15 protein-coding genes are annotated in these 17,065 nt (G+C 43.7%); 6 read left to right on the top strand and 9 right to left on the bottom strand.

The genetic code is table 11. The features are described from left to right. Nucleotides 1-39: 39 nt before the first annotated feature. The 3 genes from nagK to L4D06_RS07425 form a co-directional block, all read right to left on the bottom strand. Nucleotides 40-945 (bottom strand): N-acetylglucosamine kinase, encoded by a 906-nt coding sequence (gene nagK, locus L4D06_RS07415; protein WP_429738541.1) that lies wholly within the window; start codon nt 943-945, stop codon nt 40-42. A gap of 150 nt (nt 946-1,095) precedes the next feature. Continuing rightward, on the bottom strand, nt 1,096-1,812 hold the full coding sequence (locus tag L4D06_RS07420) for a tRNA-uridine aminocarboxypropyltransferase (RefSeq protein WP_429738543.1): 717 nt from the start codon (nt 1,810-1,812) through the stop codon (nt 1,096-1,098). Nucleotides 1,813-1,931: 119 nt separating this feature from the next. Further along, a complete protein-coding gene (locus L4D06_RS07425; protein WP_274162633.1) occupies nt 1,932-2,276 on the bottom strand; it encodes a DUF3802 family protein in 345 nt (114 codons plus the stop codon). A 267-nt stretch (nt 2,277-2,543) separates the two neighbouring features. On the opposite strand from L4D06_RS07425, the gene L4D06_RS07430 reads away from it, so the two are divergent. The 3 genes from L4D06_RS07430 to L4D06_RS07440 all read left to right on the top strand — a co-directional run bounded on the left by L4D06_RS07430 (nt 2,544) and on the right by L4D06_RS07440 (nt 7,136). Next, complete coding sequence (locus tag L4D06_RS07430) at nt 2,544-5,816, top strand: ATP-binding protein (RefSeq protein WP_429738544.1); 3,273 nt, start codon at nt 2,544-2,546, stop codon at nt 5,814-5,816. A gap of 74 nt (nt 5,817-5,890) precedes the next feature. Continuing rightward, nucleotides 5,891-6,580 (top strand): DUF3334 family protein, encoded by a 690-nt coding sequence (locus L4D06_RS07435; protein ID WP_274162635.1) that lies wholly within the window; start codon nt 5,891-5,893, stop codon nt 6,578-6,580. Nucleotides 6,581-6,668: 88 nt separating this feature from the next. After that, complete coding sequence (locus L4D06_RS07440) at nt 6,669-7,136, top strand: hypothetical protein (RefSeq protein ID WP_429738546.1); 468 nt, start codon at nt 6,669-6,671, stop codon at nt 7,134-7,136. Between the two features lie 134 nt (nt 7,137-7,270). On the opposite strand, the gene fruA is transcribed toward L4D06_RS07440, so the two are convergent. Genes fruA through fruB form a run of 3 tightly spaced genes read right to left on the bottom strand, consistent with a single transcriptional unit; the run spans nt 7,271 to nt 11,097 of the window. After that, nucleotides 7,271-9,010 carry a PTS fructose transporter subunit IIBC gene (gene fruA / locus L4D06_RS07445; RefSeq protein ID WP_429738548.1) on the bottom strand — a complete coding sequence of 580 codons (1,740 nt, stop codon included), beginning with the start codon at nt 9,008-9,010 and terminating at the stop codon, nt 7,271-7,273. Then, the gene (gene pfkB, locus L4D06_RS07450) at nt 9,007-9,975 is read right to left on the bottom strand and encodes a 1-phosphofructokinase (RefSeq protein WP_429738718.1); all 969 of its coding nucleotides are present in this window, start codon (nt 9,973-9,975) and stop codon (nt 9,007-9,009) included. The genes fruA and pfkB overlap by 4 nt, the downstream gene beginning before the upstream one ends. Before the next feature lie 6 nt (nt 9,976-9,981). Then, nucleotides 9,982-11,097 (bottom strand): fused PTS fructose transporter subunit IIA/HPr protein, encoded by a 1,116-nt coding sequence (gene fruB, locus L4D06_RS07455; RefSeq protein WP_429738549.1) that lies wholly within the window; start codon nt 11,095-11,097, stop codon nt 9,982-9,984. A 242-nt stretch (nt 11,098-11,339) separates the two neighbouring features. Here fruB and cra point away from each other — a divergent pair, with 242 nt between their 5' ends. The 3 genes from cra (at nt 11,340) to L4D06_RS07470 (ending at nt 13,759) form a co-directional block, all read left to right on the top strand. After that, on the top strand, nt 11,340-12,320 hold the full coding sequence (gene cra / locus L4D06_RS07460) for a catabolite repressor/activator (protein WP_429738551.1): 981 nt from the start codon (nt 11,340-11,342) through the stop codon (nt 12,318-12,320). 236 nt (nt 12,321-12,556) lie between these two features. Then, nucleotides 12,557-12,913: a YibL family ribosome-associated protein gene (locus L4D06_RS07465; protein WP_274162640.1), complete on the top strand. Its 357-nt coding sequence runs from the start codon at nt 12,557-12,559 to the stop codon at nt 12,911-12,913. 285 nt (nt 12,914-13,198) lie between these two features. After that, entirely contained in the window at nt 13,199-13,759 is a 561-nt protein-coding gene (locus tag L4D06_RS07470) for a type II secretion system protein (RefSeq protein ID WP_429738553.1), read from the top strand. Between the two features lie 881 nt (nt 13,760-14,640). On the opposite strand, the gene L4D06_RS07475 is transcribed toward L4D06_RS07470, so the two are convergent. The 3 genes from L4D06_RS07475 to L4D06_RS07485 form a co-directional block, all read right to left on the bottom strand. Further along, nucleotides 14,641-16,197 carry a hypothetical protein gene (locus L4D06_RS07475; RefSeq protein WP_274162642.1) on the bottom strand — a complete coding sequence of 519 codons (1,557 nt, stop codon included), beginning with the start codon at nt 16,195-16,197 and terminating at the stop codon, nt 14,641-14,643. Nucleotides 16,198-16,444: 247 nt separating this feature from the next. Continuing rightward, entirely contained in the window at nt 16,445-16,681 is a 237-nt protein-coding gene (locus L4D06_RS07480; protein WP_028025650.1) for a putative periplasmic lipoprotein, read from the bottom strand. A 13-nt stretch (nt 16,682-16,694) separates the two neighbouring features. Then, nucleotides 16,695-17,018, bottom strand: a complete 324-nt coding sequence (locus tag L4D06_RS07485) for a hypothetical protein (RefSeq protein ID WP_429738555.1) — start codon at nt 17,016-17,018, stop codon at nt 16,695-16,697. Nucleotides 17,019-17,065 lie beyond the last annotated feature (47 nt).

A 17,065-nucleotide genomic window follows, 5' to 3' on the forward strand; every position in this document is an offset into this window, starting at 1 on the left:
AGGCATCGATACGATGCCTTTAAAATCAGACCGCGACCATTATATATTTAGGAACGCTGCACCGCGAACACCGCCGGAATCGCCGTACTTAGCTTTGATTACTTTGGGTGGATTAGCGATAGACAACAGATACTTAGGCAAGCGTTTTGGCATTTCTTCATAGATATATTCGAAGTTTGACAAGCCGCCACCTAGAACAACAACATCGGGATCAATGCCTGTAAACAGACCACCGAAAACCATCGCCAACATCTCAATGTACTTGTCGACAAATTCCGCGTCACGCTCAACGCCCGCTTTGAAGTCAGAAATAATATCAATGGCTTTTTTGTCTTCGCCGTAAAAATGCGAATAAAGCATTTCGAAACCACGGCCTGATAGGTAATTGTCAATACAGCCTTTCTTTTCACAACCACAGTCAAAAATTGGCGCGTTGTCACCAAGATGCAACCAGGCATCGATAGGCATACGCATATGACCTAGTTCACCAGCCACATTATTTTTGCCTGACAGCACTTTGCCATTTACAACGATGCCGCCACCAAAGCCGGTGCCCAAAATCAAACCAAGAACAATCTTCTCGCCCTGAAGTGATTTATCCCATGCTTCTGATAACGCAAAACAGTTCGCATCATTATTGAGCGCAACTGAACGTCCGATTTTTGCTTCTAGGTCAGCGCGAAGTGTTCTGCCCTTTGCAGCAGGAACATTCACTGTCAAAACCGAACCATCCTCGGCTTTTTCAATACCAGGAATACCAAGACCCACAGTGCCTTCACACCCCAACTCTTGATCATACTTTTCAACCAAGTTCGCGAGCGTTTCAATCAATAGTGAGTAGTTGTCACCTGGCGTGGGCACGCGTTCCGACGCCACACGATTCAAATCGCGATCAAACGCGCCAAATTCAATTTTTGTCCCACCCACGTCAAAGCCGTAATACATCCTTTACTCCATTGTTCCTAAGTTAAATCTATAATCTGTCTGAATTATCCCTGTTTCAAACGCTTGGGAATGTGATTAAAGACAAAATAACCTTTCGTATGCGTGACTGACCACTGTGATTATGAGCGGTAAGTCGCAATAATCTATCGACTATGCTGGCCGAATCTCTCTAAATTTATCCAAGGCACCTGGAATGGGAAGGTCTAGTTGCCGCTTACCGGTTAAATAATGCTCACGAAACACATCAAACCAAGCGTCGAGACAAGCGGATGCTTCTTTTTCACCCGCTAATTCAAGCACTCTCGCGGCCACTTCAGCCGTCGCTAGCTGACATTCGCCAGCCGCTTCTCGCATCTGATAACGAGATTGCGCATCGGGTTTGATGCTAAGCACTGGAATAGTGTCCAACCAAGGGCTTTTGCGGAAAATCTTTTTCGCCTCACTCCATGTTCCATCTATCATGATGAACAAGGGTCTTTTCCCTTCTTGAAGCACGGGCTGACTAACAACACGCTGCTCATCAGCATATTGCCCTGGGAATACAACAAAGGGTTGCCAGCGAGGATCCTTGATAAGAGCGAGCATCTCTTCATTAGGCTGTTTACGCGACCAAATGTAGGCAAAAGTATCCTTGACCGTATCCGCAATCAACCGGCCAGTGTTACTTGGCTTCAATACTTCATCATCATACATGACAAGTAAAAATCCCGCGTGTGTCGCCAAAGTGCGTCTTTCTGCGCAAATACAAAGCCTTTCAACAACCATACAATGAATACAACGAACCACGCTAGCACCTCGCGCACGAAAAGGTTTCGTGGACTGAGCTAAGCGTTGCTCATAAAGCTGATGAATTGAATGGAGTTTCATTAAAGGCGCCTAAAGAGAATAAAGGCGCATTTTAATCAGAGAATGGTTGGGTGCAACAACAAGTTAGTGATTGTACGAAAACAGGTGTTACGCATCAATCACCGATAAGGCGTCAAAACCTAAGCGCACTCAGCAACAGCAGCATCAAAGAGGTTCTTAACAAGGCCGATATACTCTTCGAGGACATTGATCTGCGCATAGGTAGGTTTTTGCTTCCAAACTGAACTCAAAATCTCTTCCAGATCAGCGACGACCTTATCTGCTTCACTCATCACCTTAAAGCGAAGAGTCTGAGGCATATCCTTGATTTGATCACAGATTGTCATGATTTGGCTGGCGACTAATTCATGAACAAGGTCTTCAATTGTTTCAGAGCCGACTTTGTCTCCAGCGGCAGAAAACGAACCTAAGTTCTCAACAAAATACTCGATCAAAGCCTCATACCCACTTGACTCAACGACCATCTAATTTCTCCGTTACATAACTTCTTTGGCCCAATTTTATTGTGCTAATTTGAAAATTGACACCAATAAATTGGTCACATGTCACTTATTTGAATCATAGCGCTCACAACCTAATCATGCGTACTACATTATAAGCTCATGTGGTCTGAATGGATTTTCAGAGACTCGTCTATTCATAATATTTGAATTGTACTCATAACGGTGAAAGCGCTTAAGAAACATACAGATCGCACTTGAGGACAAAGTGCACTTCATCAAGGATTCGAGATGTCAGAGAAGCAAATTCAACGCGCAAACCAATTTCCTTTTTCAAAAAGCATTGTCGGAAAAGTCGGTTTCATCATGGCAATGATGACGCTTTGCGCCATGCTACTTTCCGTTTCTACTTATGTTATGCATGACAGTGCAAGCATCGATACGACAAACACCAGTCAGTTAGAAATCCCAAGCGCCCTTTTGTCAGTATCAATGCTGCGGTATGCGGGTGAAATGAATCGGAGTATGTTGAGTTATGCTCTTGGGCAAGATGGCGCGCTAGACACTTACTACAAAAAAAAGAATAAGTTTGAAGTCTCTCTGCTTGAACTTCGCAAGATCCATAAAAGTGACACAACACATCTTGAACAAATCGAATCAAATTTCGAAGYCTTCGTTAGCAAAATTGAAAATGACGTGATCATGCATTATGACCCACAGAGAGAGAAGTGGGCCATGAACGAAAAACGGCTCATCAAAGCGCAATTTGGCGTTGAGTTTTTTCGAATGATCAGCTTATTCCCAAGCCAGACTCAGCTTCATACCCCGCAAGTACACATTGAACGGGAGTACACAATCAAACTTCTCAAAGAAGAGGCGGACGACATGATGACGTCAGTCTTTTTCTATCTCAACGGAGAAGATAATCAAGTCAAAAAATTCAACGAGAACTCGGCATTCTTTGCTAAGCATATTGAGCAGTTAAGAGAGACAACCATTGATTCAGAAGAGTTGAAATCACTCAATGAGATCCAATTATTAAACGAAGCACTTGCCATTCGCACTACACGTATTTTCAACGAATATGAGCCGTTGAAAAAAGAACAAGCCATACAATCTTTAAAAACGATCAACAACCTTGAATACAAAACGCTCGAGTCGTCACTGACTGAATTTTCTAGGGATGCAAGTTTTAGCGCAGCAAACTCGATGGCTAGCTTGCACAGCGTGCTTAAAAACAATCAGATTTCATTCTTTGCCCTGTTCGCCATCATGTCATTGGTGAGTATCGTTTTAACCGTCTATATCTACAAAATGGTCACTCAGCCAATTGCTCGACTCGCAGATACCATGCGAAATTTGGCGGATGGCAATACTGAAACCCCAATCCCATATAAAAATAGGCCCGATGAAGTCGGTCAGATTTCACATGCGTTAAGCTCGTTCCGCGATCACATCATTTCGCGTAATCAGGCAAGAGAACAATTGCTCTATCAAAAAGAGTTGGCTGAATCTGCATCAAAAACAAAAGCTCAATTCCTTGCAGCAATGAGTCATGAAATTCGTACGCCGATGAATGGCGTGATAGGTATGATTGATATTCTTCGTCGTTCGAAACTCGACTCCACGCAATTAGGCGTTGCCAACACAGTTCGTGATTCCGCGCTATCATTGCTTTCCATCATTAACGATATTCTCGATTTTTCTCGTATCGAAGCCGGAAAAATGCGAATTGATGATGTGCCATTCTCCCTTCGTAACATTGCAGAACAGGTGATGGACAACTTAGCGACTGAAGCCAGTGACAAGAATGTCTCTTTGACGCTTTATGTGGCACCTACTCTTCCCTCTTCCCTGTCTGGCGATCCAACACGAATCCGGCAAATTTTGTTTAACCTGATTGGTAATGGCATCAAGTTTTCTGGTGGGCAACCGCACCGAGGCGAAGTTCAAGTGTGGATTCGCAGCCAGCTCGACGATAATAACAATTCATTTGTATCAATCGAGATCCGAGACAATGGTATAGGCATTGGTCCGGACAAACTCGAAGCGATATTCATGCCATTTACCCAAGCAGAATACTCCACCACTCGCCGATATGGCGGTTCAGGGTTAGGTCTAGCGATTAGCCAGAACATCGTCTCATTGATGGGTGGTCATATCAGAGCAGAGAGTGAAGAAGGCATTGGCTCAACATTTACCGTGAACTTTAACCTTCCGTTGGCGAAGAATATTAACACGCCGAGCAGTTGCAACATCGACCAACTGAAACAAGCGGCAGCTTCTTTAAACAATATCATCTGCGTCAACACGTTAGAAAATGGTGCGCTTAAAGTCGGTATTGATAATTACTTACAGCAACTCAACATCTTGAACCATAGTCTTTCGGTTGAATTGCTCCATCAGCAGAAATTTGAAAGAAACGATGTTAAGTACGTCATTATTTGTCGTGATTATCTGCAAACTAAGCAGCTCATGCCTCCATTCATTTCAACCAATGCCGATATACGCTATCTAGAATTAGACATGACACTCCCTGTGCACCGCTACGGTGGTATTGACGTGTTTGCCATCTATGCATCTCCAATGAAGTTATCTATCCTTATTAGTGGACTACGCATCTGCGTTGGCTTAGAAAGCCCTGACTATCCCGCACTTGATACCACTGCTCGGGAAGCATTTATCGAACGCTCAGATCAAGACAATGGCACCATTTTAGTCGCAGAAGACAACGTGACTAACCAAACTGTCATCAATAAGCAATTGACGTACCTTGGGTATAACGTCGTCATGACATCTGACGGCTTAGAAGCACTGCGCGCCTATCGAAAACAATCTTTCACGCTAGTCCTTACCGACTGCCACATGCCTAATATGGATGGCTACGAATTAACTCAAGCTATTCGTGTCATTCAAAAAGAGCGTAATGAGTTCGTTCCTATCATTGCACTCACGGCCAATGCCCTTGTGGGCGAAGCCGAGCGTTGCATAAAAACTGGCATGAACGATTTCATTGCCAAACCAGTAGAAATAGACGTGATACAACGAGTACTCAGCAAATGGTGCTCTAAAAGCGAACCTTATTCGGACGTTGCTCTGCGTGCACCAGCAGATAAGCACGCAATGGAAGAACACTCGTTGGAATTGGCTGGCACCGCGCCAATGAGCAAATCAATAGTGGGAGTTGTTGAACTCGAACCCAGTGTACTCGACAAGCTCTTTTGGGGAGACAAAGAAACCTATTGTGATGTTCTCGGTGAATACATCAAACACTGTGTGCCAGAGTTAAAAGATCTCGCTGTCTCACATGCCCCTTATGACTTTGAACAAATCAAAGCCTCTGCGCACAAATTAAAAACCTCTTCTCGGAGTATCGGCGCGTTTGATTTGTCTGATCTCTGCGTGTCATTGGAACAAAGCGCTGATACAAAAAATAAGGATATTGAATCACTTCTCTTTGCCTTAGGAGAGCAACTTGAAGGCACCATTCACGCCGTAGAAACCAAAAGATATGACCTCCTGACAGAGCTTGATTATGGGAAAGTCGACACACCAAACACGTGAGAACTCAGCACGTTTCTAAATTTAGTGCCAAACTTGACGAGATAAATCTAATAAAACCAACGAGCGAGCCATTTATGAGAAAGACAAAAGTTGTCACGACAGAAGATATTCTACTAAAGCTTTGTCAGTCAGTGACTGCCGTGCTAAGCAAAGCGACAGACTCATCGGTTCATCATTCTGCCATGGTGCAGAAAATCACTAAAACCAGTTTGAAACCCGATTTTGGCTGTTTCGTGTTGTTTGACGGCGGATTCTCTGGCCTTGTTGTCATCAATTTCGACGCTAAGTCTGCGCTTGAGCTGTACAAAAAGTATATGTCTCACATGGGTATGCCCGAAGAAGAGCTTGCGACACTTCACACATCAGACGAAGTAGCAGACGTGCTTGGCGAACTTATGAACCAAATCGTTGGCGACTTTACAGGCAAAGTGAAGCGCTCTCTACAAACAAACATTACGCAGAATCAACCCAAAATGATGGCCATTAATAAGAACATTAATGTCACGATTGATAGCAATATCGAACGACCTCAAGCACGTAGAGTGAGCTTTAGCACTGAAGACAACAATATCTTCTATCTTGAGCTGGCGATGGAACGCACCGAATTTATTCAGCTTGAAGAGTTCGAAGAGGCAGAAGAAATTAACCCAGATGCCATTTTAGAAACGGAAGTGGCTAAGAAACTGAATGGAAAAGACGCTAAATCTGCCAAGAAACAACCTGTAGATGAAACAGATTCTTTGATGGATGACCTCGGCATCTAGATGCCTGCTCACCGATAAATCTAGATAGCCTAGTGGCGAATATCCGCCACTATCGAGCCACTTCATTAACATCAAGGAGCTCAGGTCTATGCTTGTGAACGAAAGTTGGTTTGAAGACATACAAGCTTGGTATCAAAAAGGCAGGAATGCCAGCAGCCAAGAGCTTGTAACGCTTATTGCTAACACCCCTAGCTTCCTGTTTTCGCCTCCTATTGATGATCGCCAAAGTGACGCTATTGCTTATTTTGTCGATGGATGCGATAAGTTACAGCGTCACTACGAAAGTGAAGGACAAGTAGAAGAAGCGTATAATCACATGCAATTTTGTTATGCCAAACTCCAAGCTCTTGCTACACACGCCGATGCTGAAAAAGATGTAAAAAGATGGAGCCTTAAAAAGCTCGACACTCTCATCGTCTCGATGATGGAGTTTTGTCAGCAACAACACGACAATGCATGGCTAAAAGAAAGCGAATTACTTGTGGAGTTACACGTCGCATTTATGCAAGGTCAAAATGGGTTGAACCTCTATCAATCACGACGATCATTGCGATAGGGAAGCTTACAACCTAATAGAACAGCGTTATCCTTAGGAAGAAGAGCCGACATCACTGTCGGCTCTTTGTTATTTCATCATTCGTATCGGATCTTTACTCATCACTTTCGTTCTAAGTGACGCCTTAAATACCGCTATACCGCTTGTGGCAAGGCTTGCACCCCTTCTCTCTGCTTCAGCGCTGCATACGTCACACCCGTCACTATCGTACCGGCGGCAATGGCACCCAAATAGAACAAAACTGGCGTAATTGCATTCGGAATAAACAACACGAAGATCCCACCGTGAGGAGCCATTAGTTTTGCTCCCACCAGCATAGATAACGCACCCGTTAATGCGCCACCCGCAATACATGAAGGGATCACTCTCATTGGATCGCGAGCTGCGAACGGAATTGCCCCCTCAGAAATAAAGCAAAGACCAAGAACAAAGGAAGCCTTACCCGCTTCACGCTCCTGCATAGAGAACTTACTTCTCGCTAACAGCGTCGCTAGGCCCATACCCATTGCTGGAACCATACCCGCTGCCATTACCGCTGCCATCGGCGTGTATGTCTGTGACGCGAGCAAGCCCACACCAAAAGTATAAGCCGCTTTATTAACAGGGCCACCCAAGTCAAAGCACATCATGGCACCTAGAATCACGCCCAGTAACACGGCATTGGTAGAACCCATGCTGTTCAAGAACTCGGTCAAACTATTCATAACGCCAGCAACAGGACCACCAACAACAAATATCATCACTAGGCCGGTGATCAAACTCGCCAGCAATGGAATGATAAGAATCGGTTTTAATGCCGCCATGGAGTCAGGCAGCTCCAGTTTATCCGCAATAAATTTCGCGGTATAGCCTGCCAAGAAGCCCGCAACAATACCGCCAAGGAAACCCGCACCTGTCGAACTTGCTAACATGCCACCAATCAAACCCGGCGCTAAACCAGGGCGGTCTGCGATTGAGAAAGCAATAAAGCCTGCCAAAACAGGGATCATGAGTGCAAACGCACTCCCACCGCCAATTTCCATCAATGCGGCAGCTAACGTGCCTTGTTGTTTAAACGCTTCAATGCCAAAAACAAAAGAGAGTGCAATACACAGCCCACCAGCCACAACGAGCGGCAACATATGCGAAACGCCTGTCATCAGATGCTTATAAGCGCCGGTGCGTTCGTTTTTGTTCGCGTTAGCCGATTTCGCTCCACTATGCATATACACTTGTGCTTGCTCGAGCGCATTATCTAATTCTTGTTTGGTTTTCTTAAGCGCCGCCCCAGTGCTTGTTCGATATACTCGCTTTCCATCAAAGCGAGACATATCCACTTCAATATCAGCGGCAATAAACACCAAATCGGCCTGCGCTATTTCTTCCGCCGTCAGTTGGTTCTTTGCCCCCACCGAACCACGAGTTTCAATTTTCACCCGCATCCCTTGTGCTTTTGCTTCCTCTTCTACTGCTTCCGCAGCCATGAAGGTATGAGCGACACCAGTAGGACAAGCGGTAATGCCTACAATGTGTTTTTGAGCAGGTCGTGATGCGCAATCTACTGACTCTGTATTTTCTTCACTGTGTACGTACGCTTTCGTATTTTTCGCTGCACGTTTGAGCAAGTCGCTCACATCGGCATAGCATTCTTCCAAAGAGGCCTGATAGACCTTTTTGCCATCAAAACGCGCCATACCAGATACTGGACCCACCGCAATGACCACCTCTGCTGATTCGAGATCTAGCTCAGAAATAGTTTCCACCGCTTTAACTGTGTTTTGACACTCAATAACAGCCTGCCATTTCAACGCTGACGCTGCTTTTTCTATCAGACCGGCTGCAATAATGGTGTTGGCTACGCCACTTGGGCACGATGTAATAATTACGGCTCTCATCTCTCTACCCCTGCTTGATTGTCGACGGATAACGATTCAACGCGAATTTCATTTTGTATAGCGGTCACTTGGTGAATATCAGACACACCAACATTAATTTGGGTAACAGCCAATGCAGATAATGCCGTTGCAAAGCTAAGTGACTCTTCTTTTGTCCACTGATTAAGTTCAGACCAACACATGCCTGCAACTAACGTATCGCCCGCGCCCACGGTACTAACCACCTCCATTTTCGGAGGCTTACTCGCAAACCACTCACCATCAGAACACCACAGCACGCCATCAGCGCCTCTCGAAATAACAACGTTCTGAATACCTGTATCTGCCAATGCAGAACCTGCATCTAGTAACGATTGATAGTCACTCAACTCTCTTCCCGCCCATTGAGATAGCTCTTCATCATTTGGTTTTACCAGCCAAGGAGATGCTTTTAACCCCTCAACCAATGCAGCATTGCTGCTGTCGAAAAAGACTTTCTTCCCTTTCTCGCGCAATACAGAAATCCAACCGTGTAAATGTTCAGGTGTGACTCCAACAGGAAGGCTGCCCGCAATCACAAACAAATCATTGCTTTCAGCCAGCTCCAACAAGGTGTTTTCAAATGTCTGCAATGAATCATCGTCAACCGTGACACCGGGAAAGTTGAGATCCGTCACACGGCCAGTATCTTCCACCAATTTCACGTTGATACGAGATGCTCCCTCAACACGAATAAACTTGTCATTCACCCCAAGTTGTTCAAACAGATGCGCGAATGGATCTTGGTTTTCAGCACCTAGAAAACCGGTTACTGTCACCTTTGCACCAAGCTCAGCGAGAACTTTGGCGACATTGACGCCCTTTCCCCCTGGATTTAGGTTGGATGAATCGATCAAGTTAACGAAACCCGCCTTCAGTGTTCCCATCGTGCCTGTCATGTCTAAAGCGGGGTTTAAGGTGACAGTCACGACACTGTTACTATTCATCATCATTTAGCCCTCACCCAAACCATTGCTGATGGCTTCGCCAATGGCATCAATTGCTTGCTGTGCATCAATGCCATCCGCCGTAAATTCCAGTTCGTGCCCATGTTTCACACCTAACGCGATCACTTTAATCAAACTCTTGGCATTCACTTGCTTAGCGTCAGTGCTGACATTGGATACCCAAATCTGTGACTCGTATTTTTTCGCCACACTCACCAACATCGCGCCTGGGCGTGCATGTAGGCCATGCGCATTTTTTATTTTGTACGTTTTGTTAATCCCAACTTGGCGCAGTTCTGTCAGCGCTTTAATGACATCGCTGGAAGACTTTGCATACAAATCAGCCACGTTTGTGTTGAACAGAAGTACACTTAGGTTATTCATTATTTCAACGTGCTCCGCACCTAACACGGCAACCGTCAATAAACCTTTGACGGGCTTACCATCGAGTTCAAATGGAGTTTCAACTGAAATAAATGACAGTGCGGGTTGGATAACGCCCGATGCAGAAGAAGCTAACCAAAGTCCCTGCCCTAAATATGTTGCTGAATTCGTCAGCAAATCAGTAATAAAAGCATCATTGATAGTTTTCGCATTCTTTAACTTGCCCGCACTCACGGCGAGCATTGAAATGACATCCGCTGCAGGAAAATCAATGGTGATAACGGAATCATCCAAAAATAGTTTTTTTTGATTGTCACCATTTAATATGGCGAGCACATCGTTAGCTGACGCTGCGTTCTTCAGCGCATGTTCGACACCATCTGCAGATAACACATGGGTGAGCTGTTTCAATATGTCCAAATGCTCATCAGATTTGGCAGCGATACCAATGGCAAGGTAGACCGTATTGCCACCTTCCCAATCAACACCCTCAGCAAAATGGTGGATTTGAACGCCGGTTTTGTTAACTAAATCTCGTGTATCCGTCGTACCATGTGGAATAGCAATCCCATTGCCAAGAAACGTCGAATTTTGTGCTTCACGCGCTAACATACCTGTCTCATAGCCTTCAGCGACTAGCCCTTTGGTGACTAAATCTCGGCCAATGCCCTTTATGGCTTCTTGCTTGGTTGTGGCGTATTTACCTAAGAGAATATCGTTTGATGTCAGTTCCAACATGTTGCTACCTCGCCGTTAGATGAATCGTAGTCACCCATTGTTACGTATCTCATTCATGTCTATCACCTCAAAGCTGAATCGTTTCAGCTTTGAATTAAAAAAATGGGTTTAGCGCACATTTTTAAACATGCTGAAACCTTTCAGCTCTTGATGCTGAATCCTTTCAGCTTATAATGCAAAGAATGAAGAAGATCCAATTTGCGTTTTTTGATCACGCGCACACACTACGGACATGAAAAACCATGAAGCTTGATGAAATTGCCAAACTGGCGGGTGTTTCACGTACCACGGCAAGCTATGTTATCAATGGGAAATCTGCCAAGTACCGCATTAGCGAACGTACCCAGCTGAAAGTGATGGCCGTAGTGAATGAACACAACTATCGACCGGACCATGCAGCCAGCGCACTAAGAGCTGGAACTAGCCGCTCTTTTGGCTTAATTATTCCAGATTTGGAAAACACCAGTTATGCCAAAATCGCCAAGCTATTGGAGCGAGATGCGAGACAGGCAGGCTATCAGTTGATCATTAGTTGCTCTGATGACAATCCAACCACGGAAATGCAGGTCGCAAACACTCTACTCAATAGAAAAATTGACGCGTTAATCGTTGCCACATCCTTACCCGCAGACAATCATTTCTACCCAGCGATCCAAGCATCTGGTACACCAGTAATCGCCATTGACCGCGCATTAAACGATGAAGACTTTGCCTGTGTCATCAGTGAAGATTTAGAAGGCGCATTTGCGTTAACTGAAAAGCTACTGGATGGAGAAATAAAGTCTGTTGGCTTAATCGGTGCTGTTCCAGAATTAGGTATTTCACGAGAACGCGAGCGCGGCTTCATTTCTGCGGCTAACAAAGCTGGCGTTGCTACTCAGGTCATCAACGGCGAGCACTTCAGTCAAGAAGAAGGCAAGCGACTAATGCTTTGTTGGTATGAAAACAACCTGTTGCCCGACGCCGTTGTCACCACATCTTATGCACTGTTTGAAGGCGTACTAGACGCCATTCTTGTTCACCCAGAAATTGCTACACGAACACGATTTGCCACCTTTGGCGATAATCGCATGCTGGATTTCATTCCCATGAAGGTTCATTCGCTGCCTCAGCAGTTTGAACTTATCAGTGAACACGCGCTGGAACTCACGTTGAATGCCATTGCAGGCCGATACCAGCAAGGTGTGGAAGTTGTGCCGAGAAAACCGAAATGGCGCTGTTGATTGATTTAGGCTGAACGAAGAACGTTGATTCGTCACTTCTGCTGGTGAACTGTACAGATTTGCGCATGATGTGATAACAAATGCGCAAGCTGGCGGATTAAGGTCACATTTTTAGGAAAAGACAAAACACTTGCTGGTATACTCCCACACATCAAATTAATGACAGATAAACGCCTTAAAGCAGGCCTTTTGATTTGGAAGGCACCTGAACAAGGCATGTTTAAAAAGGCAAAGCCATGAATTTAAAAACGACCCTGCAAGAAGATAACGCAAAGCTTGATTTGTGCCGCCGTCAGCTAGATGTTGCTAACGTGACCAAAAACCACGAAGACATTGAAACGCTGACTACTCAGATCAATGAGCTGACGATGAAGATTTCTGATACCAAAGCGAAGCTTCAAAGCCAGCTTAGTGAAAAAGCTCAGAAAATCGTGGCGTTGAAATTCAATCGAGCGTTATCAAAAGCAGAACAAGCAGACATGGGCAAGTTGAAAAAATCTGTCCGCGGTTTGATGGTTGTGCACCCGATGACAGCATTAGGTAAAGAAATCGGTGTTGAAGAAGTAACAGGCTACGCTCACAAACCATTCTAATCACACCAGCATTGAAACAGTGAGAATCCACTTGGCAGCGAGATCCTACTCCGCATCATGGCATTCTCACTATTCATTCCATACCATCGAAAACGTGGCTGAAACTCTTCCTTGATGATGTTATCTGCAATAGCGACAAAGCCGTAATTTACACTATTTTATAGACCTGCCTCGATAAAACTATCTAGGTCTCTCACCTTCGACTCCCGCTTTGCCTACCCTGCACAAGTACTCATTTTGCCTTAACAAAAAGGCTATGAAAATCCATTGAGTCAGGAGTCACTCATGAGGCGTTTCAACGGACTGACACTCATTGAAATGATCGTTTCCATTTCAGTACTGGGTGTGATGATGGCGGTTGCAGTCCCTGTTTTTAATCATCAATTTAACCAAGCTCGCGCGGAAAAACTTGAACACGATATCAACCAACTCGTCGATTCTGCGACTTCGCATTCAGTGCTTCGCTGGAAGCCCACATACATCCATTTAATCAATATTCCATCTGACGAAATGACAACGGACAGCTCTTGGTGCCTTGTCGCCTCCACTTATACCTCAGTCACAGAATGCTCTGATAAAGACGATACCCCAAATGAAATAGCCAATGAAAAACGAATTGCAACAGTTTGGGGAAAACAGCATCAAAACCTACAATTAAAGCGGTTAACCAGCCAAACAAAAATCAAGTTCGATAACAATAGCCATTCACTATTCTTAGGTGACGATCGCCAATTTGACATCAGTTTTATAGATGCACAATCAGGTCGCAATACGTTTACTGCCAAAGTTACGCACTTTAGGGATTTCGAATTTAAAGAAGCAATACCTGAAGAAGATGGTAGTTAATGGAGTAAATGATTCAACGGTGATCCGCTGCATGTGCCAATTTAATATATGAGCATTTATTCTTACCACATCGCACTAATTTATGTAAAACCAAAATCTTACAAACAAAACAGTGCGTCGTTGGACGATTGAGAAAAATATGTTTAGTATGACCACAAAAGGCGTCGCTAAAACTAACGTGGTTACATAAACGCGATATTCGGTTTGTGCATGGGTGAAAGTCTATCGATAGGCTTTTATATCTCGCCGAAGCCTTAGGTAAGGGTTATCCGTTGACGATCGAAGGCCATTTAAATCCGGGTATCTCCCAATCTGAGAAATCTACACTGTCTGCCGTTATTGAAGCTTGCAGTAAACTGACGAAAAATCTTGTGGAAACTAGTATGACTCTCACTAATATGGCTATCTATCAGTTTTTTGCTTGGATGATTTGGTTATTCACTGTTTCGAGTGCCTCTCTCAGCCTAATGTATTACTTCTTTATTGCTTGGCTTGCCTTTTCATTTTCACTCTCTGTTTTCCTTCACTACAAACAGAGAGGTATAAAAGGACCTGAGTATATATTTTTCGGATACGTACTTTCAATTTCGGCATGCTTATCTGGGCCTTTGTGGCTCCTCATGATAATGGGAAACGGACACAAATAACATGTATTCCTGACTACTAGTATCGTGCAAAGAAAAAGAACCAAATGCCTTAGATTGTATAGATGGGTGAGTCATATTAATGCTAAAAAAGAGACAAAAATAGCAATCTGGATAGGCGCGACTTTCTTATTTATGTTGATGTGAAAACCGAATTTCAAAGTATTCATATATAACGTAATGCATATTACCCAAGATCAGCCCATTGGGAAACCGCCCTACTGAACAGTTGATATATCATTGAGCATCAACACTACCATCTACCAATATAGCTTGCCAATCGGTTGCCAGTATCTCCTTAATCAATAAAGCCACTCTGATATTTGTGAGGTAATCATTGAGATAAAAATACTTCTCAAACACATGACTTCTCCCCTTATATTCAATCACAAAATACAAGGTTGTACGTCCTTTACTGGGTATAGTTAGTAAGTTGATCGTACCACTAGAGTGTTGATACTCATTGACGATAATGGTTTCAGGCGAGTATTTACTATTGAAATCGAGAATATCTTCCACATGACTTGCTAGAGCGGATACATCACCTTTGGAATACACTTTATAGCTCAAGTCGGCAAACATCGAAGGTGGAGCTTGGATCATACCTTGCAGTTTTTGGTTGTTATCAGCGTTTAAGAAATAGTTGGTGATAAGGTCGTAGTAATGAGTTGAAACTAAATTTTTCCCATAACGTTGATTAAAATCCGAATCAGACAGAGCAATTAACTCCGCGACAGTAAATTGTGGCTCAGCTTGGCGTAAGCTATTGAAAATAGAAAATCGCTTGCAGACCTCAAGTTGACTTCCCATAGTGAGATCAACACCAGCACCCAGAAAGACATGAACTTTGTTTATGGGATCATAATCGCGTCTCGTCAAAATGATCTCATCAAGATATGGGCCTATGTATATCAAGTTATGGTCATCTTGATACAGGACTTGGATGGGACTGGCAACGACGTTACGTTGCCAAGCAGCCCAGTCAATACTATCTTTTCCTGCATCTAATTCATGAATTTGAATGCCCACGTCGTCAATAGATAAGGCTATAGAACGGGTATTTGTTTCACCTGCACTTTTAGTCGCTTTTGCCATTAAGTAGTCACTATTCTTCCTACTGAAGAATCGTTGAATGGCAAGTGGATCAATAAAATGATATTTACTTCGGCTAGAAACACGGCTGAATTGGCTTTCAATATCAATTTTCTGTAACGGTAACTCAACAGAAAACGAAGACCAAGTGTGTGGGCTACTAGTATCAGCCAGTGTAGACAAGGATTGTAAATAACCTCCATCACCCCAAAACTTATCAACCAAACAGGCGTTAATATTTTCGACCAATGACTCTTTGTGAAACATAAAATCATCATGGAGTTGCTGTTGGTTGTCTCGAGCTTTTACCAATCCCTCATTTTCTGGCTGCACCAGACGCCAATATGAACGATATTGCTCGCCAAATATCCCGCCAATAACGAGATCATCAATTACCAGTAACTCAGGCACATCATCCTTGGTGTTAATATGGATATTGCTACCAAACAAGTTGCCCGATACAACAGTAAAGCCCTGTTTTATCGGTTCGCTAGCTTTTAGAATCTCGAGATGATTGTCATATTTTTCAGTGTATTGATAAACACTTAGCAGGCGTTGTTCAATATCCAAATAGAGAATTTGATCTTGCAAGAGTTCATATTGATAATCTAGCCCTAGAGACTCCCTATCACTATCTTGATAATGAGATAAAGAGTCAAACAAATAATAGCCCGACTTCATTTCAGTTGCTGAGGCTTTCATTGAAGACACTAACAAAATAACCATTATTGTATGACGAGAGATTTGGCTGAAAACTGGCAAGTGAGACCTCTGGAATTGACTGACTAACTCTTCTCATTGAGACGAATTGATGGTTAGTGTATTTAAACAGCAGAATAGACAATTTCAAAAAACGATCTGTGAATTTAGATACAGCTCATCAGACCCTACAAAACAAAAGCGCCGACAATCGTCGGCGCTTTTCAAACAGGCAACACCACTGACCAAATTACTTCGCGATATTGAAGAACGCACCGTCTTTGCAGGTGAAGGTATAGTATTTCTCTCTTTCCATATACTTTTCAAAGCCTTTGCCTTCACAGTAGGTGGCGTTAAGGTCTGTTGAAATATTCAAACGTCCATCAACCACACGTTGATCTGGGTTTGGCATTGATTCCGCAGTTTCAATTGAGGAGCAACCTGCCACTGATGCGACAATGGCCGCCATCATCAATATCTTTTTCATTGTCATTCTCGCTTTATAAAACGTAACTTGAACCATCGATGCATGAGAGTTTCACTTCGCCTTCAAGGCTTGAAACGAAATCCTGAATTCCCATGCTTGAACAATAGACCCTGTCCATCTCGACTATGTCATCCAGTGAAATGTCACCACGTATCACATAAGACGAACCGCTGTGACACATTACGCGTAGACCATCAACCGTTTGAGAAAAGGCTTTAGCACTATCGCTATGGCAAAGTTTTATCGCTGCTTCAATGCGCTCATCCACTGGATCAGGAGAGGTTGAACAGGCTGCAAGCGACAAAATAAACCCTAAGGTAAAAATTGGCTTAATCATTAGGCAATTTCCATTTTTGCTTTTTTGAGTGCTGTAACAAGATATCG

Origin of the sequence: Enterovibrio makurazakiensis (assembly GCF_050336585.1) — a bacterium.
Classification (GTDB): Bacteria; Pseudomonadota; Gammaproteobacteria; order Enterobacterales; family Vibrionaceae; genus Enterovibrio; species Enterovibrio gelatinilyticus.